Below are 25,466 nucleotides of genomic sequence, written 5' to 3'. Positions count from 1 at the left end.
CCGGATGTGCAAAAGCGCGCTGCATGCCCGCGTCGCTGACAGCCTTCCTTGCCACGGCGGGCGCCTCCCCCTTCATGCAGGCGCTGGCGATCATCGTCGGCACCTTCATACTGGAGGATGCTGCCACGATCCTGACCGCAATGCAGGTGCGCACCGGCCATGTAGCGCTGTGGGTGGCGCTGGTGGCGCTGTATATCGGCATCGTGGTGGGTGACATGGGGCTGTATGGCATGGGCAGGCTGGCAGCCCTGTGGCCGCCAGCGCGGCGGTGGATCACGCTGCCCGGCGGCGCGCGCGAGGGCAAATGGTTCGACCGCAACGTGTTCCGCATCGTGTTCATCAGCCGCTTCGTGCCCGGTGCCCGCTTGCCGCTTTATACCGCGTGTGGTTTCTTCCATGCCCGGTTCGGGCTGTTCTGCATTGCCGCCATCGCAGCCACGCTGATCTGGACAACCATGCTGTTTCTCGTCTCGCTCCAGGTGGGGCAGTTCCTGATCGACCATCTGGGAACGTGGAAATGGGCGGGCATGGGCGGTTTTGTCCTGACCATCCTTCTGATAAGCCGCATGATCGCACGTTTGCAGGGTAACGAGACCAGATGACCGACACCACCACCACCGTGAACGCCCGGCCCGATGCGCAGCCTGCCGCCCCCACGGTTTCCGCCTTCGAGTTCTGGCCCGGCTGGATCTTCTATACCCCCATCGTGCTGTACTGGATCGTGCTCGGGCTGCGCTACCGCGATTTCAGCCTGCCCACCGCCGCCAACCCCCGCATCGAGACCGGCGGGCTGTGTGGCGAGAGCAAAAGCTCGATCCTGGACATGGCAGGCGACGAGGCGCGCAAATGGATCGCCCCCTACGCGGTGCTGACCACGGGCGAGAATGACACCACCCGCGCGCTGGCCGCCATGGAGCAGGCGGGCCTGTCCTTTCCTGTCGTGCTCAAGCCCGATGTGGGGTGCAATGGCACGGGCGTGCGCATCATGCGCGATGCCGACAGCCTGCGCGAAGGCCTGGCCGCCTTTGGCCGCGGGGTTGCGGTCATGCTCCAGCACCTGATCCCCTACGGGCATGAGGTGGGCATATTCTACATCCGCCACCCTGATGAGGCTCAGGGGCGCATCACCTCCCTCACCTACAAGGAAGTGCCCTGCCTTACGGGCGATGGCCACTCCACGGTGGAGGAACTGCTCCACGCCGACCCGCGCACCCGCCTCGTACCGCAGATCTACATTCCCCGCCTCAGGCCGCGCCTGCAGGAAGTGCCGCCCGCAGGCCAGTCGCTGCCGCTCGTTTTTGCGGGCAATCACTGCAAGGGCTCGATCTTTCATGACTGCGCCATCGACATTACGCCCGAACTGACGGCACAGGTGAACGCGATCATGCGCGACATTCCCGATTTTCATTTTGGCCGTATCGACGCCAAGGCCATAAGTCTGGCCCATCTGCGCGAGGGCAAGGATTTCCAGATCATCGAAATCAATGGCGTCGGCTCCGAGGCCACCCATATCTGGGATGCGCGTACCACCCTGCGCGAGGCCTACGCCACGCAGTTCCTGCATTATGGCGAGACCTTCCGCATCGGCGCCAAGAAGCGCCGCGAAGGCTGGAAAAGCAGTGGCGCGATGGCCATGCTGCGATCCTGGCTGCGCCAGCGCAAACTCATGGCCGCCTATCCGCTTAACGACTGAGGCGGCACGAGCGACGCAGCACGCCTGCTGCATGCGCCCGTGGTGGGTGGGGACGGTTTTTTCAGGAAAGCCACATAAAGCAAAACTGGCCACGCATGCCCTTTTTCAGGTCATGGTAGCCAGTTTCATGAACAGGTTGCTTGGCTGTTACGACCCAGCGCCTGCATGCCACGGATGATGGCAATCAGGGTCTTGACGAACCACCACAGGCCAACCCCCACGGGCAGCAGCATGAACACGAAACCAAGGCTAGGACCTGTTAGATCTTGAATTTCTTCTCATATTATAGGGATGGAAGAAGGAAACGGAACAGGCACTTTTACGGATGAGACGTGGGGGATCTGGGAACCTCTGATTGAGGCGTCTTGCCCGCAGGGCAAGACGCTGCCACATGATCTGCGGCGGACGATAGCAGCGATCTTCTGGCGTCATGAGAATGGCGCGAAATGGCGGAGTATCCCCGCTGAACCCGGTCCTTGGTGGCGCGCGGCACAGCTTTTCATCCGCTGGGCGAAACTGGGTGTGTGGGAACGCCTGCTCGAACGGGTTCAGGGCCAACAGGGAGTGGCACTCGGCATGACTTTTCTGGATGGCACGAACATCAGGGCTCACCACAAAGCGGCGGGAGCCCAAAAAAGGGGCCTCTTTCGAAGAGCGAGACCATCGTGAAGCGCTTGGCCGTTCTCGCGGCGGCTATGGCACAAAAGTCTGCGTGATCGCTGATGGACATGGAAAAGCTTTCGGTTTTGCGCTGGCCCATGGACAGGCTCATGAACTACCCTTGGCTCCAGCCATGCTCGACAGCCTTCCTGCCATTCCTGCGAAACGACGCGATGGGCCTGTCGCCTGCCCAAAATGGGCCTATCGGTGTCGGCATCTTGTCGAGAACCTTTGGGCTCGCCTCAAGGAGTGGCGCGCTGTCGCAACCAGATACGAAAAAACAGCAACATCGTTCCTCGCAGTCATCCACATCGCTGCCGCAGCAGACTGGATCAAGCCCTAACAGGCCCTAGGGATTGGGATGCGAGTCATAATCCATCGTGGTCCAATAGAGTATTTGATCATAGCATTAAACGGAAGGACGTTCTGGACTCTTATCAAGAGAGTGTATCTCTTGAATGTTCAAATTGTAAATGTAGTGGAAGAAATAATGACAAACAATTCAAAAAATGAATTGCCATTAATTTTTGAACATGAATTTGGTGATATCCAATTATCTATGTTTAATACAATAGAAAAGAAAGTTCAAATAATTAAGTACAAAAAAAAATTTGAAACACAGTTTGTGAGTACGCTTGGATTGAGTAATGTTTTAAATAATAGAGATATAAAATCTGAGTGGTTTATGGAATTCGATGGAGATCTGGCTTCTGAAAATGCCGCATCGGTTCTAGATTACTACGCATCGATGCTAATAGAGGGGAATATACCATTTCCAAAGAGGGGAAGCTTTATTATTTTTCCTAAAAAATTTGATCATATATGGTCAAATGATAATATATGTGGGATATATTTCACATTTCCAGTATACAGGAGTGATGAATTTCAGATTAATCTGGTTGAAATAGAAATTTTTGCAATATGGATTGTTCCAATTACAAATTCAGAAAAAGATATACTTGAAAATAAAGGATGGCGTTATTTAGAGTATTATTGGGACGATAATAATATAAACTTACATAACCCATTTAGATAATATATGATATTAAATATAAAAAATATTATTATAGTAACAATAAGAGTAATTGGGGAAATTTATATTCATAATTATTTACTGCATGATCTTGGTGTATGGCATACCCTCACTTTTCATTACTGATAAAAAGAGAGATTCAGATTTTTATGGTTTGGATTTGATGGGATGATAAGCATCTCGGGGGCATGCCATTTCCAAACTGTTTGAGAAGGATGACACCGTCAAAGGCAACATCGACCTGATCGCGGTGAAGTCCAATATCGGGTTTGACCTTGAGAAGTCGAGCATGACCGTCACCAGTACGACGGCGGAAGGCTCGACAGCGGCTGCGGGGAACACGCTGATGGTGACGGCCAATGCCGGTGGCCTGCTGCGGGCCGCGACCCATCAGGATGCCAGTTCGGTCACGCAGTCGGCCATCGGGTCGAACGTGCAGGTCGCAGCCGGCAGCACCAGTGGCGACCTGTCCCGCTCGCCCTCGACGTCCAGCCACCCGCTGACCAACAGCTTCGACGCCCGGCAGATGCAGAACGACCTGCAGATCCAGCAGGTCGGATCGCAGGTCGCGGGAATGGTCGGGGGAATGGTTTCGGACAGCCTTGCGGCTTCAGGTCTGGCTGCCTTCAAGGAAGCCGGATACGGCCGTGTGCTACTGGAAACGGCAGGAAACGCCGGTGTCGCCGCGCTGGGCCATGGCAGCATTGGCGGATCCGCTCTTGCCACGTCGGCGGCCGGATTTGGAAACCTTGTCACCCTGCCAGTGGCCGCCGGTATTGCAGAGCCCATTGCGCCGAACGATCGTGATGCCCAATATGCCATAGCCAATACGATCGAAACGGCAGCCAGCGCGGGACTGGGGGCGGCCGGCGGAGCCGTGAGAGGAAACTCTTCTGTCGATGCGATCAGCGGTGCCGGGGCTGCTTCAAATGTTGCCCAGTATAATGCCAGCGCAGAGATGGCAATGGATTACGAAAAGGGACTTGCAGTTTTAGGGCCTGTTAGGTCTTGATCCAGTCTGCTGCGGCAGCGATGTGGATGACGGTGAGGAACGATGTTGCTGTTTTTTCGTATCTGGTTGCGACAGCGCGCCACTCCTTGAGGCGAGCCCAGAGGTTCTCGACAAGATGCCGACACCGATAGGCCCATTTTGGGCAGGCGACCGACCCATCCCGTCGTTTCGCGGGAATGGCGGGAAGGCTGTCGAGCATGGCTGGTGCCAGAGGCAGTTCATGAGCCTGTCCAGGGGCCAGCGCAAAACCGAAAGCTTTTCCATGTCCATCAGCGATCACGCAGACTTTTGTGCCATAGCCGCCGCGAAAACGGCCAAGCACTTCACGATGGTCTCGTTCTTCGAAAGAGGCCCCTTTTTTTGGGCTCCCGCCGCCTTGTGGTGAGCCCTGATGTTCGTACCATCCAGAAAAGTCATACCGAGTGTGCCGCCCGCCACCAAGGCCCCAGTTCAGTCGGGATACTCCGCCATTTCGCACCATTCTCATGACGCCAGAAAATCGCTGCTATCGTCCGCCGCAGATCATGTGGTGGCGTCTTGCCCCGCGGGCGAACCGCCTCAATCAGGTGCTCCCAGATCGCCCACGTCTCATCCGTAAAAGTGCCTGTTCCGTCTCCTTCTTCCATCCCTATAATATGGGAAGAAATTCAAGATCTAACAGGCTCTAGCCGTGAGGGCGGTAATACCCATAGCCACCAGATAAAGCACGGCGCCGATAGCCATATAAAGCAGCACGCGCAGGAACAGGCTGAACTGGCCGTTAAAATGCGACTGGTAAGGTTCCTGAGCCTGATCTCTATTGATATAGGCCAGAATAGCCCCGATCAGGGAGATAAATCCTATAATATAGAGCATTTATAAAATATTTACACAAAAAACCGCCATATAATCCAAATAATAATTAATTAACCGTAATATTTCCAAAATATACGCTCAGGCGTGTGTATGATTTCAATAATTTATAATATTGAATAGAAAACAATACCAGTATCAGCTCTTGCGCTCTTCCAGTCCGGTCGCGCGGCAGGCCAGGCTCCATCAGTTACCATGAAGGGCATTTTACGCCTTTTCAGCCTGCGCGCGAAACCACGGAACCATGCGGCGGATGGCTTCCTCGATCAGGTCAGTCGACACGGCAAAACTGAAGCGGATGAAATGCTTTCCATCCACGGGGTCAAAATCGACGCCCGGCGCGGTAGTGACACCCGTATCGCGCAGGAGTTGCGTGCAGAAACCAATGCTGTCATCGGTCAGGTGGCGGATATCGGCATAGATATAAAACGCGCCATCAGGCGGTGCGATATGGGTCAGGCCCATTTCAGGCAGGGCCTTGAGCAGCAGGTCACGATTGCGCCGGTAGGTAGCCAGATGCCCGTCAAGTTCGGCCCCGCAGTCAAATGCCACAAGGGCGGCATGCTGGCTCAATGCCGCGGGCGTGAGGAACAGGTTGCCCATGCGCGCCCGGGCGGCCTCCACTTTTTCAGGCGGCACGACAAGCCAGCCCAGCCGCCACGGAGCCATGCTGAAATATTTGGAGAAACTGTTCACCACCAGCGCCTGCGGGTCATATTCCAGCACGCTGTGGGCAGGCTCGCCATAACTCAGGCCGTGATAGATCTCGTCGGAAATGATGCGGATGCCGCGCGCACGGCAGACCGCAACAATGGCCTGCATTTCATCCGCTGAAAGGATGGTGCCAGTCGGGTTGGCGGGGCTGGCAAGGATCAGCCCGTCGGGTGCGGGGTCAAGGACGGCGATGGCCTGTGCGCTGAGCTGGAAACGCTCGGCCTCCCCGCAGGCGATCTCGATGGGTTCCATATGCAGCGCCCGCAGCACGTTGCGATAGGCCACGTAACCCGGTCGCGCCATGGCCACGCGGGCGCCCGGCACGAAGCTGACGGTCACGGCAAGCACCAGCGCGGGAGATGCGCCACAGGTCAGGATGACCTGCTCGGGCGCCAGGGTAACGCCATAGGTGTCGTGATAATGTTGGGCGATGCGGGTCTTGAGCGCCTGGCTTTCCCAATACCCCATGGGGTCGGTGGCGAGCACGTGCTGGGCGCGTTCGATCGCGGCACGCGGCGCGCCGGTGGAAGGCTGGCCGAACTCCATATGGATGATGCTGCGCCCCTCACCTGCCAGTTCATGCGCTAGCGCGCTAATGGTCATGGCGTGGAAAGGATCAATCCGGGGCACAGTCATCACGACCTCAAGACAGGAAATGCAGTTTCAGATCCTGCCTGCCTTACAAGACAATTTCGCGCCACGTAAGGGCAGGCTGGCCAGAACGGTGGTGTGTTTGCGCGGGTGCTGCGCCCAGGATCAGGCTTGACCCGAACCCGTCGGGCGAGCGTGCCGCCGGATCAAAACAATGGCAGCTTCCGGAAGATACTGATCATAATCGGGGCTGAAAGGTTCAGGCAGCACACGCTCGAGAGCACGAGGCTGTTCGTTAAAAATCCGCCATAACGGGATGATTCAATTGCTGGGCAGGCCGCCATTGCCAAAAATGTAGTTGCTCACCTGCTGCTCGAGGCTGAGCGGCTCGCGCGTATTGGTAATGACCGTACCCGGCGCGATGCGGCCCGGGGCCTGCCCGGCCTCGACCATCAGGGCGGTATCGGCCGTAAGCGTGGGGCTACCGATTGAAATGGCTGTATCTTCCGGTAGCAACACGGTGCGGTCGAGTGTAAACCCCACATTGGCCATGTAGGTGGCGGGGTCGAGCGCAATGGAGGTCACGCGGCCTACGGGCACGCCATCCATGTCAACATCCGCGCCAACTTTCAGCCCATTGGCTGAAACGAACCGCGCCATGACGGGATAGCGATCATGTGATCCACCGCTTTGCGAGGCCCGGGCGTAAATACAGAACCCGCCTGCCACCAGAAGGACCAGCCCGCTGCATATGATCGCCCCACTTCTCTGCCGTGCCATGCTGGTTCCCTGCCCGCCTGTGCGCCACACCATCCCGAAAGCTGCCGCAATGCGGTGCGAGGGGAATGCGGCACAACACCTTGCCTTATCTTTTCATTCTACTGCGTCATGGACGGGGGGACAATGACACTCCTTCAGGCTATCATTATTGCCATCATTCAGGGGGCAACCGAACAGTTCCCCATCAGCAGCCTCGGGCATGCGGCCATCGTGCCGGCCATGCTGCACTGGCCACTCGATCTGCACGGGGAGATGTTCCTGCCCCTGCTGGTCATGCTGCACCTGGGCACATGTGCTGCCCTTCTGGTCTTTTTCTGGCGCGACTGGGTGGCACTGTTCACCGGCGCTGCGGGCCGTCATGGCGAGACATGCCAGATGGACAGCATCCGCATCCTTGCCCTGCTGTGCGTGGCCACCATTCCCGCCGTGCTGATTGGCGGCCTGTTCGAGCACGCCATCCGCAACCTGTTCGGCACGGCGCGTTATGCCGCCGTTTTCCTAACCCTCAACGGCGTCATGCTCCTGGCCGTGGACCGCATGCGCGCCACCCTGCGCCACCACAACGACCGCCCGCTCGCAGCCCTCGGCTTTGGCGAGGCGCTGGTGATCGGACTGTTCCAGTGCCTTGCCTTCTTTCCCGGCCTGTCGCGCTCGGGCGCGTGCATTGTGGGCGGGCTGCTGCGCGGGCTCTCGCACGAGAATGCGGCGCGCTTCTCCTTCCTCATGGCGCAACCGGTCATTCTGGCCGCCACCGTGCTCGAGGCGCTGAAGCTGCGCCATGCCCCACCCCAGCCCGAACAGATGCACATGGCCATCATTGCCGCCATTGTGGCGGGCGTTGTGGCGCTGGTGTGCACGGGCATCCTCATGCGCTACTTCCGCGACCATGAAGACTGGGCGCTGCGCCCGTTTGGCTGGTACTGCATGGGCGCGGGCGTGATCGCGTTCCTCTACCTGTCGTTCTGAACAGGCCGCATGGGCTGCTCAGCCATGGCCCTGCCCGCCATCGCTGAGCCCCACGCCACCACCGCCCGCACCATTGCGCGGGCCAAGATAGGCCCCCGGCGGCGGCCGCCTGACGGGCGGCGAGAGCGAGGCCGGGTCGGTCATCACATCCAGCCCCGAGACGGATGCTACATGCGACAGACGCTCACGCGGGAGTGCTTCGGGGCATTCATCGCGCAGGAAGGCGATGATCTGTTCGCGGATTTCGCAGCGCAGGTCCCAGCTCTGCATGGCCGAGCGCGCGCTGGCAATGACGCGCACGGTCATGACATGCGCATTGCAGTCAGCCACCTGCACGGCGAATTCCTTGCCATCCCACAACGGCGCGGAATGCACGATCTCGCGCAGGCGCTCGCGGATACGGTCCATGGGCGCGTTGAAATCAAGATGCAGGAACACCACCCCGATCAGGGCCGCCGAATTATGGGTCCAGTTCTGGAACGTGTTTTCAAGAAAATACGAGATCGGCACGATATGCCGCCGCCAGTCCCACACCCGCAGCACGACATAGGTGGAGGTGATTTCCTCCACCCATGCCCAGTCCCCGTTGATGATGATGAGGTCTTCCATGCGGATGGGCTGGGTCATGGCGATCTGCATGCCCGCGAACAGGTTGGTCAGCAGCGGGCGGGCAGCCAGACCCACAACCAGCGATGCCGCACCGGCTGAGGCGAACAGGCTCAGCCCGTACTGCCGCACCGGCTCGAATGTCATCAGGGCAGCACCTATGGTGAGCAGGCCGATCAGCAGGTCGCTCGTGCGGCGCAGCACGCGCACCTGTGTCATGTGGGTGCGCAGCAGGATGTCGTCCTTGTCATCCTTGCCGTTGATGCGCTTGAGGTAGGCATCGGACAGGATGCGGGTGGCCACGACGGCGGCATAACCCAGCATGAGCACGAACAGCACCACCAGCGCGTGGGTGGTGGCCTGCATGATGTCATATGGCAGGCCCGATACCGGCAGCGCCGTGCCGACAAACACGATGACCAGCATGATGCGCACCGGGCGCTGCATGGCCATGGTGAACGAACGCACGAAGGCCCCGCGCTTCTGCCCCGGTATGCGCACGATGAGTTTCGTGATGAACCGGCTGAACATTTCCGCCACCAGCCCGGCCACACACAGCATGAGGATGGAGGACAGCAGTCCCGGCAGCCATCCGAACAGGTGCCTGATCTGGGTCAGAAGTGTGAGAAATTCGGTTTTCACGAAGGATGCGCAGCCTTTTGCTGGTTGTTACAGTTTTAGGGGGTGGGTCTGCCTTAGTACCCCCTATCCGGTGGATGTGCCAAATCCGGGGCTTTTTTATGTGTTTTGAACCCGAATGCGAAAACATGGGTTGACTTGCCCCAGGAGCGCGGGTATTCCGCACTCATCCTAACGCGATGGCGGTGTAGCTCAGCGGTAGAGCAGGGGAATCATAATCCCTTGGTCGGCGGTTCAAATCCGTCCACCGCTACCATCTGCGTTAGGATTGATTTCCCTACATTTTTATGCTTTTTCAGGCCCGTTGCCAGACACGGTAACTTGCGGTTTTAGCACACTGCCCTCCCCTGTTTTAGGGCGTGTCGTCAGTTAGCTCCGATGACAGCGGAGATGAGTTGCACTGCTGCAAGAAAGGTTGATTTCAGCTTGTCATAGCGTGTTGCAATGCCTCTGAACTGCTTCAGTCTGGCGACGAGCCGTTCGATGATGTTTCGTTTTTTATAAATTGAAAAAACGGGTTGTTCGTGGACAGATACGGTTATTCCTTGGACGGGATAACCGGTGTGATCCCCCGGCCTTCAAACTTTTCGATGAGGGGATCGGCGTCATAAGCCTTGTCGGCGATGAAGGCCTCGGGATCGACTTCATCGAGCAATGGCTCTGCTTCAGTGATGTCCGCCCTTTGCCCGGGTGTCAGGAAAAGCGCCACAGCCTTTCACGCAGCATCGACAATGGCATGAATTTTGGTGGTCAGTCGGCCACGGGACCGTCCGATGGCCTGATCCGTGCCCCTTTATTTACGGGCGCCCGCATTATGCTGGTGAGCACGGACAGGCAGGTCACGCCAGGGAATGTCTGCGCGATAACGATACAGCACGGCTTCGATAAACAGACGGTTATCCGGAGAAAACATCACAGATCAGGCAGGAGTACAAGCTCCTTCAAACCTCGCGCCATAACTGACGACACGCCCTAGTACCAGCCTGAAAACTGTGCCTAAGTTACGAAAATACCCCGCCATGGCAGGTCTGGTTTGAAGATGGCATAGCGAACACGGCCGACAATCCTTTTCTGGAATGCCGGCCGCGTGACGTCAGGCCGGACGACCGATATGGAAGCCCTGCATATAACGAAAGCCCAACGTCCGTAGCTGGTCCTGTTCAGCCTGCGTCTCCACCCCCTCGATAATAACCGTTTTGTCCAGCCTTTTGCCCAGATCGGCCATAAGGCGCAGCACATCCACCGTATGGCCATGGGTGCCCATGGTTTTCACGAAGCCACGGTCGGTCTTGATGATGTCAAACGGCATGATGCCGAGATGCGAGAGCGAACTGCGGCCGCCGCCAAAGCTGTTGATCGCAATCCGTGCGCCCGCACCGCGCAGGGCGGCAAGATGGCGGACGGAAGCGTCCATGTCCGGCAGCAGGGCGTCCTCGGTTATTTCCAGCACAATCCATTCAGCCTTCGCACCGGTTATGTCCAGCAGTTCGCGTACCTGTCGCGGCATGTCGGGCTGGCGAAGCTGGTTCGCGCTCAGATTGATATGGGCTGCGATTTCATACCCCGGCGCCTGGTCACGGTTGAAGGCCACAACATGGCGCAGCGCCTGTTCCAGCACCCAGTTGCCAATAGGAACGATCAGACCTGTTTCTTCTGCATTGCGGATAAAGGCCGCCGGGTCATGCAGCACGCCGCGCCGGTCACGCCAGCGCAGCAGGGCCTCATGGCCTACCACGCGTCCGGCCTGCACATCCACGATGGGCTGGTAATGCAGCAAAAACTCGTTGCGTTCCAGCGCATCGGGCAATTCACCCTGCAAGATCAGCGCGTGGTGCATGCGTGCCAGCAGGTCGGGTGTAAACAGGATAACCCGGTCGCCACCACGACGCTTGGCTTCATACATGGCAAGATCGGCATCGCGCACGATATCAGCCGAGGATTTATGGTCGTGATCGGACGTGACAATGCCAATACTGGCGGAAGGCCGCAGGTGATGCCCATCAATCACCATTTCCGCCTCCAGTTCCTGACAGATGCGCGCACCGATCTTCTCAAGGGCGGCCTGGTCGCGCGGGCCGGTCATGATGGCGGTAAATTCGTCACCGCCCAGACGGGCGATAAAGCAGTTCTCCTCGGTATCGAACACGCGGCGCAGACGGTTGACGATCTCGATCAGGAACATGTCGCCTGCATGATGGCCGAAGCTATCGTTCACCATCTTGAACTTGTCCAGGTCGATGAACATTACCGCATGATCGTGGCCAGTTTTCCGGTCGCGCTCCATGATAGCATCCAGCCGCGCAAGAAAAGCCTTGCGGTTGGGCAGGCCTGTCAGCGCATCATGCGTGGCCTCGTGGCGCAGGAGATCAGCGGTCTCCCGCCGTTCGAGCACATGAGACAACTGACGCGCGATGTTGGAGAACATGGCCAGCGTATAGGGATCGCTTTCGTGGCGCGACAGGGCATCGAATTCAAGTACCATCGCCATGCGGCCACTCACCATGACCGGCACCATCAGTACGGTCTGCATGCCTGAGCGGGTACCCTCACCCACGAGCCACAGAGGCGCTGACTCGATCTGCAAACGTGAGCAGATGCTGGGCAATAGCGCATTGTCAGACCCGGTAGGCAGTGCACGGCCGGCAGCCGCATTCTCATGTGGAGGGATCGAAGAACCGTTGGTTGATGCGCCTGGCTCGTGATTTCAGGGTTTTGGCGATTTGATTTACGGTTTTTGGGGTAGCTTTTGATCTGCGTTTTGAGCAGATCGGGGACTGCCCTCCCGCTGGATGACTACGCGCTCGCGTTCAACCTTTCGAGGAAGAGGAAGCGGCGCATGTTGTAGACGATATTGGCCAGCCCGATCCTCATGGTGGCCCGGGTGATACCGACAGTTCGGATGAACAATCCCGTCTGTGATTTCTGGTCGGCAAAGACGTGCTCGACGCGTGATCGGATCACGGACTTTCCAGCATTCGATTTCTGGATATGTCGGGGCATAGGCTTGAGATGCGGCTTTTTTCTGTGAACCTTTGAGACAAAACCCTCTTTGTCCATGAAGTCCTCATTCGCTTTCGAGCGATAAGCTGTATCAGCCCAAACGCTTGAGGCCGTATTGGTTTTATCTAACAGCCCCTCTCTCAATCGCGCACCATCACTGGCGGCGGCATCCGTCGTCTTCCATTTTCGGATGAACCGAAACTTCCGGTCGATGGAGATGTGGGATTTGTAGCCAAAGAACGGGATGGCGAGATCGCTCGACGGTATGGTTCCATCGTCCTGCCGCTTCGCCTTCGTGAACTTAAGTGTCCATCGTGCATGACGATCCTTGTGCGACATCTTTGCGGGCTTGTCCTGCCAGTCTTCTGGAATACGTCCCGCCCGGAGATCCGCTTTCTCCCCTTTGGTATTGCGCTGCTTTGGCGCTGCCACCAGCGTGGCATCCAGGATCTGGCCGGACATCGGCAGATACCCAGCGTTACGCAGGGTGGCGTCAAAGCGCTCGAACAGCTTCTGGATGGCGCCTGCCTCGGTCAGACGCTCGCGAAACAGCCAGACCGTTTTGGCATCGGGCACCCGGTCCGACAGTCCCAGACCGAGGAAACGCATGAAGGACAGGCGGTCGTTGATCAGATATTCCGTTCGCTCGTCGGAGAGATTGTTCAGCGTCTGGATGACCAGGATCTTGAACATCAGCACCGGATCGAACGGGGGACGGCCGCCTTTGCTCCTGTCTGAATAGGCCAGAGCCTTCTCCAGATCAGGGCGGAACGCCTCAAAATCCACAGTCCGGGAAAATGCCTCCAACTGATCGCCAAGCCCGCTTAACCGGGCAAGCCGCTCGTCAACATCAAAGAAACCCGGCTGCTTCATGAGCCATCCCCCCAATCATCACACAAGGTATGGAATCACAGCCACCAATTCAGAGCCAAGGGGTTTTTCGAACCCTCCATGTCCGGAAAGATGGCTGGCCAGACGGAACACCCGGCCGCTGCCCTTACTGTCCGGCAACCATGCCAGTGCCATGCACCATGGCCCCATCTCGCAGGCCTGTGAAAAAGCAAAGCGGACGATGTCCTCCACAGACAGGCCACTATTGGCCTGGGCTGCAACCGCCTCCATCAAGGCCTGCTGGCGATTACGCGCATACAGCTGGCTCAACCCGTCCTCCGCGATGCGTTCAGCTTCCATGCGCACTTCGCGTTCGCGCTCATAACGGCGGCGGATGCGGCGGTACAGGGCTTCATAATCCGTTACTTCTGACTCCAATCCAGAATTGATGGTCATAGCCACTTCACCCGCAGCATGTTTTCTTTGCCAGATCCGGGTGGGAAACGCTCGACTTCAACCCTGTCGCCAAACACATCGGCCGCACCGAGCACAAAGCCCTGCGCCAGGTCGATCAGGTGGCGTTCGGAACTGTAGGTCATGTCCAGCGTGCCATCATCGTTTTCCTTCATGTGGAAATACGGACACATCGCGCCGGGATAGAGCTTTCGCACTTCGGGATGGATAATGCTGTTCACGCTCAGGATAAAGCTGCGCGAATTGGGATGCGTACTGAACAGTTCCGGATAGCGTTGCTTGAGGATGGGCATGGCATCCCGCCCGAAGCTGTGCAGCAATTCGGCCGGCGTAATACCCAGGTGCTTTGAAGCTGCTACTACCAGCGCCTGCATTTCCGCATCGGGGTAGCTGCCCAGCGAAGTATAGGCGCCACTGACATTGGCGGCCTCCAGCAGGGTATCCCATGCTTCCGCGCCGTGGTTCTTTTCCACGACCTCTTCCAGAATATTAAAAACAATACCCTTCATTATTTCACAACCTCTTGTAATATATATTCATTTTAAAGATATATCGCGGATATATAATAACGATGCATTCTGATGTCACTTTATGTCTTATATGCATTTTGCGCATACCTGATCGATTTTTCAGAAATCCAGGAAATCGTATGCTGAGCATAAGGCGCACAACTATACTAATAATTCGCGGTTTTCTCTGAAATTTCGAACCATCACATTCATTATTGCAATAAATAAACCTGTTATTTATGCATATGGGAAATATGTGTTATGGACTCGTAATAACATAATTTGCAGCATATTTTCCCTCCTTTTCAAGACAATAAATTAGATAGCTTTTGGGCGTGTCGTCAGTCAGTTAGGCTCCGAGCGTGCGGCCGCGGGTTGTACTTTCTGGCTGCCTGTGCTGACTGTCGTCCCGGTTTTTGGGGAGGCAGACAGATGCGGCGTTATGGTTTACGCAACGACCAATGGGAGCGGCTAAAGGATATTCTTCCCGGCCGGGAGAGTCATGTTGACGGCACTGGTTTTCTGCTCGGCATGGCGCACATACACGCTCATCGATGCTGCTGTCATATGCCCCGTAATCGACAACACGCGCCATATATCCCCCAGATACTGCACATGAAAGCAGGCTGATTGAAACGGGGCGGACAGGGCTGCGTTGGCTGTGAGGCAACCTTGCGGCATTCCCGTCACACGCAGTTCAGGGGCATCGTTTCATGGCAATACCACGCATACTCAAGATCACCCTTATGGGATCCGCCATGTCATCAGCCATGGCCATGATGCAGGGCCACAGGCAGACGGGCGCGTATGGTCCAGGCATAAACTGCACCGCGCACTGGCTATATGGTGACAGGGCCGCCCAAATGGACGCGGCAGGCGGGCAGGCCACCCTTGTGGGGCTGGCCACCAACACCGCCGCCACCATGTTCTGGGCGTGGCTGTATGACAGGGCGCTGGGCAGGCAGCCGGGGCTCATGCGCAGGCTGGCCGTTACCGCAGCCCTCGGGCCGGTTGCTTATCTGGTGGATTACAAGGCCACCCCAAAACGTTTTACGCCGGGGTGGGAACTGGTCATGGCGCCGCGCAGGATGGCGCTGGTCTATCTCTCGATGGTCATCGGCATGGCGATGGGCGCGCGCGGCGCAAATACGGACACTGCCCGGCCATGACAGTACGGATCCATGACGGGTGCGAAGCCACCGCCACCTGCACCCCGCCAGAAGGTGGCCTGCTGGGCTGCCGCGTTTTCTCCTGCGCCTGCGTCCGCTGCAGCTTATGGTGGTATCCGGCCTGATTGCCCAGCCTGGCCAGATCGCGCAGGGGCAGACGTAATCAGGCTCATCACGCCCTGAAGCAACTTCGTAACTATGGGGGCAGCAGGCGCCAGAGGCAGCCTGTAGGGGACCTTCGACCAGTGATGTGCAGACTGACATGAAAAAAAACCATGCAACAGTCATTCGTTACTCAGAACAACATGTGTCCGCTGTTCCCTGCCGCCCCTTCCCAACCCCATGATGTCAATGTCTTTTTTACTGGCCACACTGCGCATTGATGCCATGGCCAGTAGTCGACTCTCCCCTGCCTACATAAATCTCCTTTACCGGCACATCGCGCATGGCATGCAGTCCCTCGGCGGCATATTTGCCATCACAGTTGAACTTTCCGTTCACGATGTAATCATCAGTTTCATGTTTCCTGATCGCATTCTGCCAGTTTGAAGACGCATCAAGCGCCTTATCGTCCACAACCGGGGCATAGACTTCAATATTCACGTAATCCTCGGCATGCGATCCCTGTTCCATCAGCCCGATATTGGGGTCAGCAGCATTGCCGCAGCCTTCAAGGCAGTCGGAAACCGGGCGGGCGTTGCCATTCAACGCGGCACTTATGTCGCCAAGTGTCAGTTCGGCCACCGTAGGGGTGGAATTCTGGATGAACGGCGTCAGCGGCACCGAGCACGACGGCGTGACCTTCAGCCCATAGCCCTGAATCTGGTCGCCCTGTTCATAGGCTGTCAGTTCACAGCCTTTTATCATGTAAGTATAGGTCGCGGTCTTGTCCGAGTAGTGGTTCACATATTTGGCTATTCCCGCAATCTGCTCAAGAAAAGGGCGCTGGATGCCCAGCATGTCGAGCTGGAAGATACGCAGCAGGGGCGGTGCGCTCGTATCGCTGCTCAGGGAAGGCTCGGGCGACTGATGGGCCCAGCGCACGGCGCGCGAGACGCCGAGTTTCTCGACATGGGGCACTTCATCATCCGCAATCGCGCCCGTCTGGCCATCCCCATAGGCCGCCTGCCAGCTTTTGATGGCCGTGCGCGTGCCATCGCCATAAATTCCATCGGCCTTGACCATGGGAGAGGATGCATACCCGGCATTGATGAGCTTCTGCTGCAGGGCAATATGCAGGTCGATATCGCGTGCGGCCTCCTGGGCATACGGGCCGCTCAGGGTTTTTGCCCACTCGGCGGCCTGCTGCTCCGTTACCTTCACGTAGCATGAAGCCGCCCCCGATGGCAGGACCGCGCCCGGTGTACCCGCTGCCGGAATGGCGCACGCATTGCGCAGGGCCGTGTCATAGGCAACTGCCTGCGCCTTGATGGCCGAATAGGCCCCCGTCCCCTCCTGCGCGCGATGGGCATAGAACACTTTTTCAAGGTCGAGTTCAGCTTTTGCCATGGCCGGATCGGCACAGAGCGCCGTTGCCAGCACATCGGCTCCGTCAGGCCGGGGGCAGGCAAAACCGGGATGGTAGGCCGGGGCGGCAAGAGCCGGTGCCCACAGGAGCATGACGGGCAGGAAACTACCGCACAACCAGCCACAGACGCGCATGGGAAAACCTTTTTCAGGAAATATCAGACAGCACTGGAAAAAATCTGCCTGTACAATAAGTCTGCTCAATAGAGAGAGCAAGTAACCTGCTGACCCTGATAATTTTTTGTGGTGATATGGCTGCCCATATCCAACCACGCATGGCATTGGGTCGGGAATATCGAGCCTGCTTGCCTTGCCCTGACAGGAGTTGAAAGTAAAAAAACAAACGGAGCATGCAGACTGACTGAGATCTGATCTTTTATTTAAAAAAATACAAAACGAGACTTTAATTTTCCAGCATCAGGCAACTGCCGCCTTTCTGCCCTGCATTGAGCAGACAGCATGATGCATGACCCAGTCTTCATTCCCTGCCGCGCCATGCCAGCAGGCAGAGGGCCTGCATACAGACCGCCCCCAGCGGCAGCCAGACAAACCCGGCCATAATCCAGAATGACAGCTCCGATGGCTGCACTCCCCCACCTTCAACGTAATGACCATGTGACAGGAACTGCGCCAGAACGAAGCCGGTCAGCCCCATCGCCAGTTTCGTGACCCATGTGTTGAGCGAATACGCCAGACCGGCCGATCCGGTCGAAGTTTGCGCATCACCGTCATCCACGGCTTCCGCCAGCAAGGTGTAATACAGCGGAGACATTACGCCCTGCGCCAGTGCCAGAAGCGCTATGGACAGGAAAAAACCTGTCATGGACGCACCCGCCACAGCCATTGCCAGATAGGCTGCTCCCTGCGCGATCAGGCATATGATCCCACTTCGGATACTGCCCATACGCCTGGCAAGCGGAAGACATACAGGCACGCCCACAAACAGCAGGACGGTGACGAAGGTAATGATATTGGCGCCCAGTTGCTCCGTGCCGCCCAGAATGATGCGGGCGTAATACAGCACGAACCCGAACAGGGCCGCCTGTCCTACAAAATAGAAGAACGCGAGCAGATTGCTCAGCACCCATCGCCGGTTTCCCAGAAGATGGCGCAGCGTGATCATAAGATCCTGCCGGACTGGTGCTGATGGGTGCCTTACGGTGCAGCCACGCGCCACGCACAGCCACAACATACTGCCAAGCACCGACAGGGCCAGCACATACACCGCCATGCCATACCGGTGCTGCGCCGCACTTTCGCCCCCACCCAGCCAGGTAATGGCGGGAATGGTCAGCAGCGCCACAAGCAGCGATCCGGCCTGACAGCCCATCATGCGGAATGCATTGAGGCCAACCCGCCCCGTGGCGGAGCGGCTCATCATCACGGCCAGCGCACCATAGGGTGTATTGATGCACGAATAGATGGCACCGAACACGATATAGGTTGCACCAGCCCACAGGATTTTCCCCGTAGGCGTAAGCGGCAGGGCCAGAAAGCACAGGAAACCCGTCATGCCAAAGGGAATGGCAAGGGCACGGATCAGGCGCGGCACGATCAGCCCGCCCATGCGGTCAACAAAATAGCCAATGGCCGGATCGCAGAAAGCATCCACAACACGGGCCACCAGCAGTATCCATGATACGGCAGGCAGCGGCAGGCCATATATATCTGTATAATAATACATCAGGTAGGATGACGTCATGCCCCACATCATGTTGGAGGCGGCATCACCACAGCCATAGGCCGTCTTTTCTTTAAGGGAAAGCGCCTGCCTGTTCTCCATTATTCTGCTTTCCCTACAATTTTCAGGCCAGGCCGTACGTTATCATGGGGCCGTAAAACGACAGGCCGGGTCCAACATAATCAATCTGTCAGTTACCACGCATGCTTTAAAGCATAATTTCGTGGGATTTTATTGTTCTGCATGAAACAATATATAATATTAACGACATGTATTTTATTTTACAATTAATGAAACATAATTCTACAAAATATATTGATCATCATGCTTTCCAAGGCAACAGGTCTTTGGAACTTTCCCTTCCTCATGCACTTCCGAGCAGGAGCGAGGTCTTCATCCGGCCTGTCATGCCTGTTTCTGCCGCAGTCTGGGGCCTATAGCCCTTCACGCAAGCCGAACCCCGGCCATTCCTCTCATTTATGCATTAAATGTCTGTCAGGTATGCATTAGACGTTGCATTCCTCCATGCGTCGTGCTGTTATCTGGCATGCGTTTAACGCAGCATTGCTCTGTAAATCTTTTAGGGGAGATGTGACATGGATCGTTTCAAGACGATGCTCCGCGGTCGCACCAACATGCTGCTCGGTCAGCTCAAGCAGGAAATTGGCTATGCCACGGGCCTGCGGCGGCTGGAGCGCCAGGGCATCGCACAGGAAATGCGTGGCTTTTCGCAAACGGCACGCCTGCACCGCATGGCCACCATGGATCAGCCCGAACAGGGCTGAAAGCCTGCCAGACACCTGTAATAGCAAACGCATAACCGCATCGCGTGCAGGGTGGTTGCCGGAAAACCGGCAACCCGTACCATGGCCTGTTCCTTTATTCTTGCAGGAAATTTACGGCCATGAGCAAAGACCAGATTATCGACATGCCCTTCACCACCGACGCCATGAAGGCGGCGATTGAACGGCGCATCATCCAGTCCCCCGAGCTTTCCGATGCCGACAGGCATGACCTGAGCGTGATCCTCACGCGGCTTGATGCGCAGGGGCTTGCAACACTCGTCGAGACCGTTCTCGGCCACGCCATTGAATCCGGCTCTGAAATCCTGCCCTACCTCAAGCGCCTTGGCGAGAAGGGCTGAACCCCTACGGCGCGGCGGGAGCAGCCTGCCGCGCGTTCCATAAAACCTTGAGCCGGGCATGCAGGCGGGGATCGCTGGCATAAATGTAAAGTCCCCTCACCCCGCGTGTCATGAGCACGTTGATGGAGTTGAGGATGATCCGCGCCATGACCGCGGGCGGGTTCTCCACCCCGTCGCGCCCGGTAAAGGCGGCGCGGTCCTCATAGCGGGTGGGGTCGATCACGATCCGGTCGGTGGCCGGGTCACAGGTTACGGACGGGCCAAGGATCACACCCGCATAATTCAGGTCAAAACCCTGAATGGTGTAGACCGAGCCCACCTCATCAATCGTATCCGCCCGTTCCGCCCAGGGCAGGCGGGCCTGCGGCATGGCGCGGTCCCAGCGCAGGTGAAAACGCCCTTCGGTAATGAAATGGTCCTGCCCGTTCAGGGTGTAGGGGTAATCATAGGTGGCCAGCATGCGGCACAGCCCGTACTGCGCGTTGCGCTGGCATATGGCCTCGTACAGAGCCTGCGCATCATCATAAATACGGAAATCAAAAGGCTGCGGTGCCGGTAGCGCGCGCAGCCAGCCATCGCGCAGGGCGCGGATCCACTCCATCACATCTGCATGGGCATGCATGCGGAACTGCTGGTCCAGCCTGCGGATTACAACCGGATAACCCGCAACAAGCGCGCGCAGGCGCTCATCGGTCCACAGGCTCTTGAACTTGAGCACCTGCCTTGCATCAAACACGATCACCACAATGCGGGCATGGCGGATGATCTCGGCCAGTTGGTTGTCCTGCCTGAAGCGGTTATAGGGGTCGCTGCGGGTCAGCAGCAGGTGGGCCTCATCCACCAGCACGATATCGGCACGCCGCCCATGCCCCGCCATCTGGTTGATAAAAGTAGTGGGCCGCTCGAAATCCTTCTTGCGCAGGCTGGGCTGGGATTCGGAAATGTTGCGGTACAGCTTGATCATTTCCGGATGGTTGACCAGCAGGCAGTTATGGGTGCCGTGCAGCGGGTCCTGTGCATCCCGGCCACGAGCCGCGTGCTGAATGGCGGTGAACAGCGTGTTGAGCAGCAGGCTCTTGCCCGTGCCCGCGTCACCCTCGATTACGAACAGCGCATGCGCATCGGCTGTGTGGGCACGGCAGAAGGCCAGCACTTCATCCATCAGCGCCTGCTGCGGGCCGGTCAGCCCGACCGTGGGTGCCAGGCGTGTCAGGGCGCTATCGGGCGCGGGGGGAACGGGCGTTTGCATATGGGTTTCCGTCAAGGGGACTGCCCACACCGGGCAGCACAAAGCTGATATGTAAAATACGATGTGAGGTCGTGCATCCTATAAGTTATAACACGCCCTTACGCGCAGACTGCGCGCCACGTTAACAGGATAGCCTGACCATGACTGACAAACCCACCGCCGCCGCCCGCGAACACATGCACAAGCTTGCAGCAAAAGGCCTGAAAGAGCCCAAGCTGCTGCAGAAGGAAGAGGTGATTGCCATTGCCCAGCATGTTGCCAAGGAACATGGCCGCGCCTCGGGCACCGAGCACGAGATCGCCAGGAAGGCCGAGCACAACCCCGAGGGCGTAACCGCAGCCGAGATCCAGGCCCTGTGCGCCCACGTGACCGGCGAACGCACCGCACGCTGAAGCGGCCCGCACCGCCACGAAAAACAGGGGGAAACCCCTGTTTTTTTATGTACGGAACAGCCGACGGCGCAAGAGCGCATTCCATGGCAGAAAATGACTTCACTGATGCCAATTTTTTCACAACGGAGAAAATGCAGGGGATGCTGCCCAAGACCATCGCCGTAAACAGCACCTGCTGGCGACTGCCACCTACCACCGCATCTTGCTGCCCGTGCGTTCAAACAGGCTGCTGACATAGGCCAGCAGCATCAGGCCGCCCAGAAACAGCCCCCAGACCAGCACGAAGCAGCCCAGCCCCGCCAGTACCATGCCCACGACATGCCATGGCGTAAGCGCTACGCCGCACGCAAAATGCCCTACTGCCAGCGCAACCAGCACCCAGACCAGTGGCCATGATCGGGCCATGTCCTGCTTTCTCCCTGTCATTCGGGGCGCGTTGTGCGCCACAAGGTCCCTGCCCCGCAAGCCCCGCCCGCATGGGGCAGCTTTGCGCGTTGCATGGCCGCACGCTATGACAGCAGGCCAGCCTCAGGTCAGGCATGCGCTGTCGTGGTGCGGCCTGAACGCTTCTGCATATGGGGAAACAGACTTATTCACGCTACAGGACCGGACCAGAGCAGAAATAAGGAGTAATTTCCGCCGCATGAGCACCCGCACGCGTTTCCCCATCTATTCCGTGGCCGAACGGGCGGCCGACCTTGCGGTCCATATCATCGGCGTCGTGGGGCTTGGCTATGGCGTCGTGTGGCTGCTGCACACGGCCATGCTGATGCATTCGGGCCTGGCGGCGGGTGTTACCATGCTCTACTGCGGTGGCATACTGGGCACCTGCCTGTCATCGGCGGCCTATAATTTCTGCCCGCCCTGCCTCCTCAAGGGCGGGTTGCAGCGCATTGACCAGTCCATCATCTTCGTCGCCATTGCCGCAACCTATACCCCCTTCATACTGCTTGGCGGGCAGGGACGCGCCAGCCTGTGGTTCTGCGCGGTGCTGTGGGCCATGGCTGCGGCAGGCATCGTAGCCAAGATGTGCTTTTTCACCTGGTCGCGCCGGTTTCATGTCGTGCCTTACCTGTGCGTGGCGTGGGTTTTCTTCCTGTGCCCCGACCCGCAGGCGTGGATGCTGCCCAGCCCGATTTTTTTCCTCATCGTGCTCGGGCTCTTCTTCTTCAGCATCGGGGTGGTGTTCTACATGCGCGAGAACATGCCGTTTTCCAACGTGCTGTGGCACGTGATGGTGGTGCTGGGCGCTGGCACGCACATGACGGCGGTGGGCTGCATGCTGCTGCACTACAGCCACGGGCCGATGCGCGGGTTCTAGTGTCCTGATCGAGAAGTTTATATGATTATCCTGATGGCAGGAGTAATCGAATGGGACGTGTAGCGGTTGCGATTGAACTGACGGCATTGGAGCGTCAGGAACTGGAATCTCTGGCAAGGGCGCGCAAGACGGGCCAGGCGCTTGCGCGGCGAGCCCGTATTGTCCTTGCCGCAGCCGATGGGCATGAGAACAAGGCGATCCGTGACCTGACGGGCGCGGACATCAACACGGTTGGCAAGTGGCGCCGGCGTTTTGCAACGGACCGTCTGGACGGGCTTTACGATGAACCCCGGCCGGGGACACCACGCTCGATCGGCGACGGGGAAATCGCGGAGACGATCCGCCGGACACTGGAAGAAACCCCGCGCGGTGCTACGCATTGGTCGCTGCGCTCGATGGCACAGGCCGTGGGATATGCACCGTCAACGATCCATCGCATCTGGAAAGCGTTCGGGTTACAGCCGCATCGAACAGAGACCTTCAAACTGTCGAACGACCCCCTCTTCGTGGAGAAGGTCCGCGACATCGTTGGTCTGTATATGGCACCGCCGGAGCGTGCGCTGGTACTGTGCGTGGATGAGAAGAGCCAGATCCAGGCGCTGGATCGCAGCCAGCCCATGCTCCCGATGCGGCCCGGCCAGGTCGAGCGGCGGACACATGACTATACCCGCCACGGTACGACCTCACTGTTCGCAGCTCTCGACATTGCCACCGGCACCATCATTGGAAAGTGTTATCCGAAGCACCGATCCACGGAATTCCGCAAATTCCTTGACCAGATCGAAACCAATGTGCCGACTGACCTCGATATCCATCTGGTGATGGATAACTATGCCACCCACAAGACGAAGCTGATCCGTGACTGGTTGGCCAGGCGCCCGCGCTGGCACGTTCATTTTACGCCGACCGGGGCCTCATGGATCAATCAGGTGGAGCGGTTTTTCGCTCTCGTCACTGAAAAGCAGATCAGGCGCGGCATTCACCGTTCGACCGAAGCCCTGGAGGCCGACATCAGGGCTTTCATCGCCGTCCATAACGAACAGCCCAAGCCCTTCAAATGGACCAGATCCGCCGACGACATCCTGCAGGCCGTCAAGCGATTCTGCCTCCGTACTACCAAAATCAGCGAAACTTCAGAATCAGGACACTAGCGCCCGATGCGGCGTAGCGGGAGGCCTGCCTCGAGGTGCTGCTCGATCACCTCCAGCGGCACGTCGCGCGTCTCGGGCACCAGCAGCACGGTAAACAGCACGAAGCCGATATTCATCAGGCTGAACCCGGCAAAAGTCCATCCCGCCCCCATTGCCCCGACAATGGTGAGGAAGGTGTTGCTCACCGCCCAGTCCATGCCCCAGTTGGCAAGCGTGGAGCATGCCACGCCAAAGTCACGCCCCGCGATGGGCTGGATCTCGGAACACAGGGTCCACACCAGCGGCCCCGCCCCCATGCCAAAGCCTGCCACAAACACCAGCAGGGCCGCCATCAGGCTCAGCGTGGCGCCCAGCCCCTGCAGGTGCATCCCCTCGATTACGGCAGCGCAGCCCAGGGCGCAGGCCATGATGACGCAGCTTGACACCAGCAGCGGCCTACGCCCCCAGCGCGAGACCATAAAGATGGCCCCCACGCCCACCACGGCATTGACCAGCCCGACCAGCACCGTGGCCCATGCGGCGGCGGTGGTGCCAAAATGCGCGCCTTCCAGAATTTTGGGGGCGTAATACATGACCACGTTGATGCCGGTGAGCTGCTGCATGATCTGCAGCCCGATGCCCAGCGCCACCGAGCGGCGGAAATACGGCTTCGCCCGCAACAGGGCAAAGCCGCCCACTGCGCGGCCTGCGCCGAGTTCTTGGCGGATGCAGTCCAGTTCGCGGTCGGCCTCGGCTTCATCGCCCCTCAGGTCGCACAGTACCTTGCGCGCCTCCTCAAAACGGCCGCGGGCCGCAAGCCAGGACGGGCTGGAAGGCAGCACCGCGCATGCGGCAAACAGCGCCATGGCTGGCACCACCGGCAGCCCCACCATCAGCCGCCAGTGCCCGCCGCCCGCAAACAGCCCCCCCGCCAGATAGCCCAGCAGGATGCCGCACGACTGGAGCATGGAAAAGGTGGAGACCATGGTGCCGCGCGTCTTGCCGGTGGTCAGTTCCGATATGTAGAGCGGTGCGGTAAAGGTGCAGATGCCAATCGCCACCCCGATCAGGAACCGCCCGAGCAGGATCTGCCCGATCAGCCCGGCGGTGGCGCAAAGCAGCGCGCCTGCCCCGATCAGCAGCGTGGCTGTGCCCAGCGCCAGCCTGCGGCCAAAACGGCGCGAGAACACTCCCGCCCCGAGCGAGCCGAGCAGTGCGCCGATCATCAGCACCGACACGATCCACTCCTGCGCGCGCGCACTTGCGTGAAAATCGTGGCCGATAAAGCCCAGCGCCTCGGCAATCAGTCCGGTATCGAGCCCTACGAGCAGCCCCGCCATGGCGGTGGTCAACGCCGCGCGCACCCCCGTGGCACCCGGCGGCGAAGCCTGCGGCGGGCATGGCGTGGCGATGGGCGAAGATACGGGCTGTGACACGTGACTTGATCCCCTGCGCTGCGGCGCCATTCGGATCGAGTGCGCCGCTCACTCTTC

General features: G+C 58.4%; 26 protein-coding genes, 1 tRNA gene and 3 pseudogenes. 15 read left to right on the top strand and 15 right to left on the bottom strand.

The features are described from left to right. Window positions 1-23 precede the first annotated feature (23 nt). From FMA36_RS12225 to FMA36_RS12205, 5 genes are all read left to right on the top strand, one after another. On the top strand, window positions 24-602 hold the full coding sequence (locus FMA36_RS12225) for a DedA family protein (RefSeq protein WP_159263910.1): 579 nt from the start codon (window positions 24-26) through the stop codon (window positions 600-602). Next, on the top strand, window positions 599-1,693 hold the full coding sequence (locus tag FMA36_RS12220; RefSeq protein ID WP_159262588.1) for a D-alanine--D-alanine ligase: 1,095 nt from the start codon (window positions 599-601) through the stop codon (window positions 1,691-1,693). Before FMA36_RS12225 ends, FMA36_RS12220 begins: the two co-directional genes overlap by 4 nt. A 291-nt stretch (window positions 1,694-1,984) precedes the next feature. Then, window positions 1,985-2,696 (top strand): IS5 family transposase gene (locus FMA36_RS12215; protein ID WP_206065095.1). Its coding sequence is split into 2 segments (ribosomal slippage): window positions 1,985-2,325 and window positions 2,324-2,696, totalling 714 coding nucleotides; the frame shifts between segments, so codons are not numbered across the junction. A gap of 147 nt (window positions 2,697-2,843) precedes the next feature. Continuing rightward, a complete protein-coding gene (locus FMA36_RS12210) occupies window positions 2,844-3,389 on the top strand; it encodes a suppressor of fused domain protein (protein ID WP_159262586.1) in 546 nt (181 codons plus the stop codon). A gap of 247 nt (window positions 3,390-3,636) precedes the next feature. Next, window positions 3,637-4,398, top strand: a complete 762-nt coding sequence (locus FMA36_RS12205) for a hypothetical protein (RefSeq protein WP_159262584.1) — start codon at window positions 3,637-3,639, stop codon at window positions 4,396-4,398. Here the strand turns inward: FMA36_RS12205 and FMA36_RS12200 are convergent. The 4 genes and pseudogenes from FMA36_RS12200 to FMA36_RS12185 all read right to left on the bottom strand — a co-directional run bounded on the left by FMA36_RS12200 (window position 4,388) and on the right by FMA36_RS12185 (window position 7,335). Then, window positions 4,388-5,024, bottom strand: a pseudogene (locus tag FMA36_RS12200) (transposase). The gene FMA36_RS12205 and the pseudogene FMA36_RS12200 sit on opposite strands and share 11 nt — an antisense overlap. A gap of 28 nt (window positions 5,025-5,052) precedes the next feature. Next, entirely contained in the window at window positions 5,053-5,253 is a 201-nt protein-coding gene (locus FMA36_RS12195; RefSeq protein ID WP_159262582.1) for a hypothetical protein, read from the bottom strand. Between the two features lie 204 nt (window positions 5,254-5,457). Beyond that, window positions 5,458-6,600, bottom strand: coding sequence for a pyridoxal phosphate-dependent aminotransferase (locus FMA36_RS12190; RefSeq protein ID WP_159263908.1), 1,143 nt, complete (start codon window positions 6,598-6,600; stop codon window positions 5,458-5,460). Between the two features lie 276 nt (window positions 6,601-6,876). After that, window positions 6,877-7,335 carry an MlaD family protein gene (locus FMA36_RS12185; protein ID WP_159262580.1) on the bottom strand — a complete coding sequence of 153 codons (459 nt, stop codon included), beginning with the start codon at window positions 7,333-7,335 and terminating at the stop codon, window positions 6,877-6,879. Window positions 7,336-7,458: 123 nt separating this feature from the next. Here FMA36_RS12185 and FMA36_RS12180 point away from each other — a divergent pair, with 123 nt between their 5' ends. Then, window positions 7,459-8,301 carry an undecaprenyl-diphosphate phosphatase gene (locus tag FMA36_RS12180; RefSeq protein WP_159262578.1) on the top strand — a complete coding sequence of 281 codons (843 nt, stop codon included), beginning with the start codon at window positions 7,459-7,461 and terminating at the stop codon, window positions 8,299-8,301. A gap of 18 nt (window positions 8,302-8,319) precedes the next feature. On the opposite strand, the gene FMA36_RS12175 is transcribed toward FMA36_RS12180, so the two are convergent. After that, window positions 8,320-9,549, bottom strand: coding sequence for a mechanosensitive ion channel family protein (locus FMA36_RS12175; RefSeq protein WP_159262576.1), 1,230 nt, complete (start codon window positions 9,547-9,549; stop codon window positions 8,320-8,322). Between the two features lie 178 nt (window positions 9,550-9,727). Between FMA36_RS12175 and FMA36_RS12170 the strand changes: the two genes are divergently transcribed. Then, window positions 9,728-9,802 (top strand) — tRNA-Met (locus FMA36_RS12170). A 109-nt stretch (window positions 9,803-9,911) separates the two neighbouring features. Here the strand turns inward: FMA36_RS12170 and FMA36_RS19480 are convergent. From FMA36_RS19480 to FMA36_RS12140, 5 genes and pseudogenes are all read right to left on the bottom strand, one after another. Then, window positions 9,912-10,447 (bottom strand): annotated as a pseudogene (locus tag FMA36_RS19480) (IS5 family transposase); the annotation flags it as partial. A gap of 192 nt (window positions 10,448-10,639) precedes the next feature. Then, window positions 10,640-12,076 (bottom strand): putative bifunctional diguanylate cyclase/phosphodiesterase, encoded by a 1,437-nt coding sequence (locus FMA36_RS12155; RefSeq protein ID WP_159262573.1) that lies wholly within the window; start codon window positions 12,074-12,076, stop codon window positions 10,640-10,642. Between the two features lie 263 nt (window positions 12,077-12,339). After that, complete coding sequence (locus tag FMA36_RS12150) at window positions 12,340-13,419, bottom strand: IS5 family transposase (RefSeq protein ID WP_010516652.1); 1,080 nt, start codon at window positions 13,417-13,419, stop codon at window positions 12,340-12,342. An 18-nt stretch (window positions 13,420-13,437) separates the two neighbouring features. Then, window positions 13,438-13,833: a hypothetical protein gene (locus FMA36_RS12145; protein ID WP_159262571.1), complete on the bottom strand. Its 396-nt coding sequence runs from the start codon at window positions 13,831-13,833 to the stop codon at window positions 13,438-13,440. Continuing rightward, window positions 13,830-14,360 (bottom strand): heme NO-binding domain-containing protein, encoded by a 531-nt coding sequence (locus tag FMA36_RS12140; RefSeq protein WP_159262569.1) that lies wholly within the window; start codon window positions 14,358-14,360, stop codon window positions 13,830-13,832. Before FMA36_RS12140 ends, FMA36_RS12145 begins: the two co-directional genes overlap by 4 nt. 432 nt (window positions 14,361-14,792) lie before the next feature. Between FMA36_RS12140 and FMA36_RS12135 the strand changes: the two are divergent. From FMA36_RS12135 to FMA36_RS12125, 3 genes and pseudogenes are all read left to right on the top strand, one after another. Next, window positions 14,793-14,876, top strand: a pseudogene (locus FMA36_RS12135) (IS5/IS1182 family transposase); the annotation flags it as partial. Window positions 14,877-15,073: 197 nt separating this feature from the next. Further along, the gene (locus FMA36_RS12130; protein WP_240906344.1) at window positions 15,074-15,529 is read left to right on the top strand and encodes a hypothetical protein; all 456 of its coding nucleotides are present in this window, start codon (window positions 15,074-15,076) and stop codon (window positions 15,527-15,529) included. A gap of 19 nt (window positions 15,530-15,548) precedes the next feature. Further along, window positions 15,549-15,692, top strand: coding sequence for a hypothetical protein (locus tag FMA36_RS12125; protein ID WP_159262568.1), 144 nt, complete (start codon window positions 15,549-15,551; stop codon window positions 15,690-15,692). A 197-nt stretch (window positions 15,693-15,889) separates the two neighbouring features. Here FMA36_RS12125 and FMA36_RS12120 read toward each other — a convergent pair whose 3' ends face one another. Then, window positions 15,890-17,191, bottom strand: a complete 1,302-nt coding sequence (locus FMA36_RS12120; protein ID WP_159262567.1) for a peptidoglycan-binding domain-containing protein — start codon at window positions 17,189-17,191, stop codon at window positions 15,890-15,892. A 343-nt stretch (window positions 17,192-17,534) separates the two neighbouring features. Continuing rightward, window positions 17,535-18,839, bottom strand: a complete 1,305-nt coding sequence (locus FMA36_RS12115; protein WP_159262565.1) for an MFS transporter — start codon at window positions 18,837-18,839, stop codon at window positions 17,535-17,537. Between the two features lie 494 nt (window positions 18,840-19,333). Here FMA36_RS12115 and FMA36_RS12110 point away from each other — a divergent pair, with 494 nt between their 5' ends. Both FMA36_RS12110 and FMA36_RS12105 read left to right on the top strand, forming a co-directional pair. Beyond that, on the top strand, window positions 19,334-19,522 hold the full coding sequence (locus FMA36_RS12110; RefSeq protein ID WP_159262563.1) for a CsbD family protein: 189 nt from the start codon (window positions 19,334-19,336) through the stop codon (window positions 19,520-19,522). Window positions 19,523-19,641: 119 nt separating this feature from the next. Then, window positions 19,642-19,881 carry a hypothetical protein gene (locus tag FMA36_RS12105; protein WP_159262561.1) on the top strand — a complete coding sequence of 80 codons (240 nt, stop codon included), beginning with the start codon at window positions 19,642-19,644 and terminating at the stop codon, window positions 19,879-19,881. A 4-nt stretch (window positions 19,882-19,885) separates the two neighbouring features. Here the strand turns inward: FMA36_RS12105 and FMA36_RS12100 are convergent, their stop codons facing one another. Continuing rightward, window positions 19,886-21,130, bottom strand: coding sequence for a DUF2075 domain-containing protein (locus FMA36_RS12100; RefSeq protein WP_159262560.1), 1,245 nt, complete (start codon window positions 21,128-21,130; stop codon window positions 19,886-19,888). A 140-nt stretch (window positions 21,131-21,270) separates the two neighbouring features. Between FMA36_RS12100 and FMA36_RS12095 the strand changes: the two genes are divergently transcribed. Then, the gene (locus FMA36_RS12095; protein ID WP_159262558.1) at window positions 21,271-21,522 is read left to right on the top strand and encodes a hypothetical protein; all 252 of its coding nucleotides are present in this window, start codon (window positions 21,271-21,273) and stop codon (window positions 21,520-21,522) included. A 189-nt stretch (window positions 21,523-21,711) separates the two neighbouring features. Here the strand turns inward: FMA36_RS12095 and FMA36_RS12090 are convergent, their stop codons facing one another. Then, window positions 21,712-21,927: a hypothetical protein gene (locus FMA36_RS12090; RefSeq protein ID WP_159262556.1), complete on the bottom strand. Its 216-nt coding sequence runs from the start codon at window positions 21,925-21,927 to the stop codon at window positions 21,712-21,714. 238 nt (window positions 21,928-22,165) lie between these two features. Between FMA36_RS12090 and trhA the strand changes: the two genes are divergently transcribed. Continuing rightward, complete coding sequence (gene trhA, locus FMA36_RS12085) at window positions 22,166-22,843, top strand: PAQR family membrane homeostasis protein TrhA (RefSeq protein WP_159262554.1); 678 nt, start codon at window positions 22,166-22,168, stop codon at window positions 22,841-22,843. Between the two features lie 50 nt (window positions 22,844-22,893). After that, on the top strand, window positions 22,894-23,994 hold the full coding sequence (locus FMA36_RS12080; protein ID WP_019092710.1) for an IS630 family transposase: 1,101 nt from the start codon (window positions 22,894-22,896) through the stop codon (window positions 23,992-23,994). Here FMA36_RS12080 and FMA36_RS12075 read toward each other — a convergent pair. Beyond that, window positions 23,991-25,385 carry a sugar porter family MFS transporter gene (locus tag FMA36_RS12075; RefSeq protein ID WP_408885659.1) on the bottom strand — a complete coding sequence of 465 codons (1,395 nt, stop codon included), beginning with the start codon at window positions 25,383-25,385 and terminating at the stop codon, window positions 23,991-23,993. The genes FMA36_RS12080 and FMA36_RS12075 overlap by 4 nt on opposite strands. Window positions 25,386-25,466: the final 81 nt, after the last annotated feature.

Source organism: Komagataeibacter xylinus, from assembly GCF_009834365.1.
In the GTDB taxonomy this organism is placed as follows: domain Bacteria; phylum Pseudomonadota; class Alphaproteobacteria; order Acetobacterales; family Acetobacteraceae; genus Komagataeibacter; species Komagataeibacter xylinus_D.
Note: the sequence above shows the minus strand (reverse complement) of the source record. Positions and strands in the feature narration are given on the sequence as shown.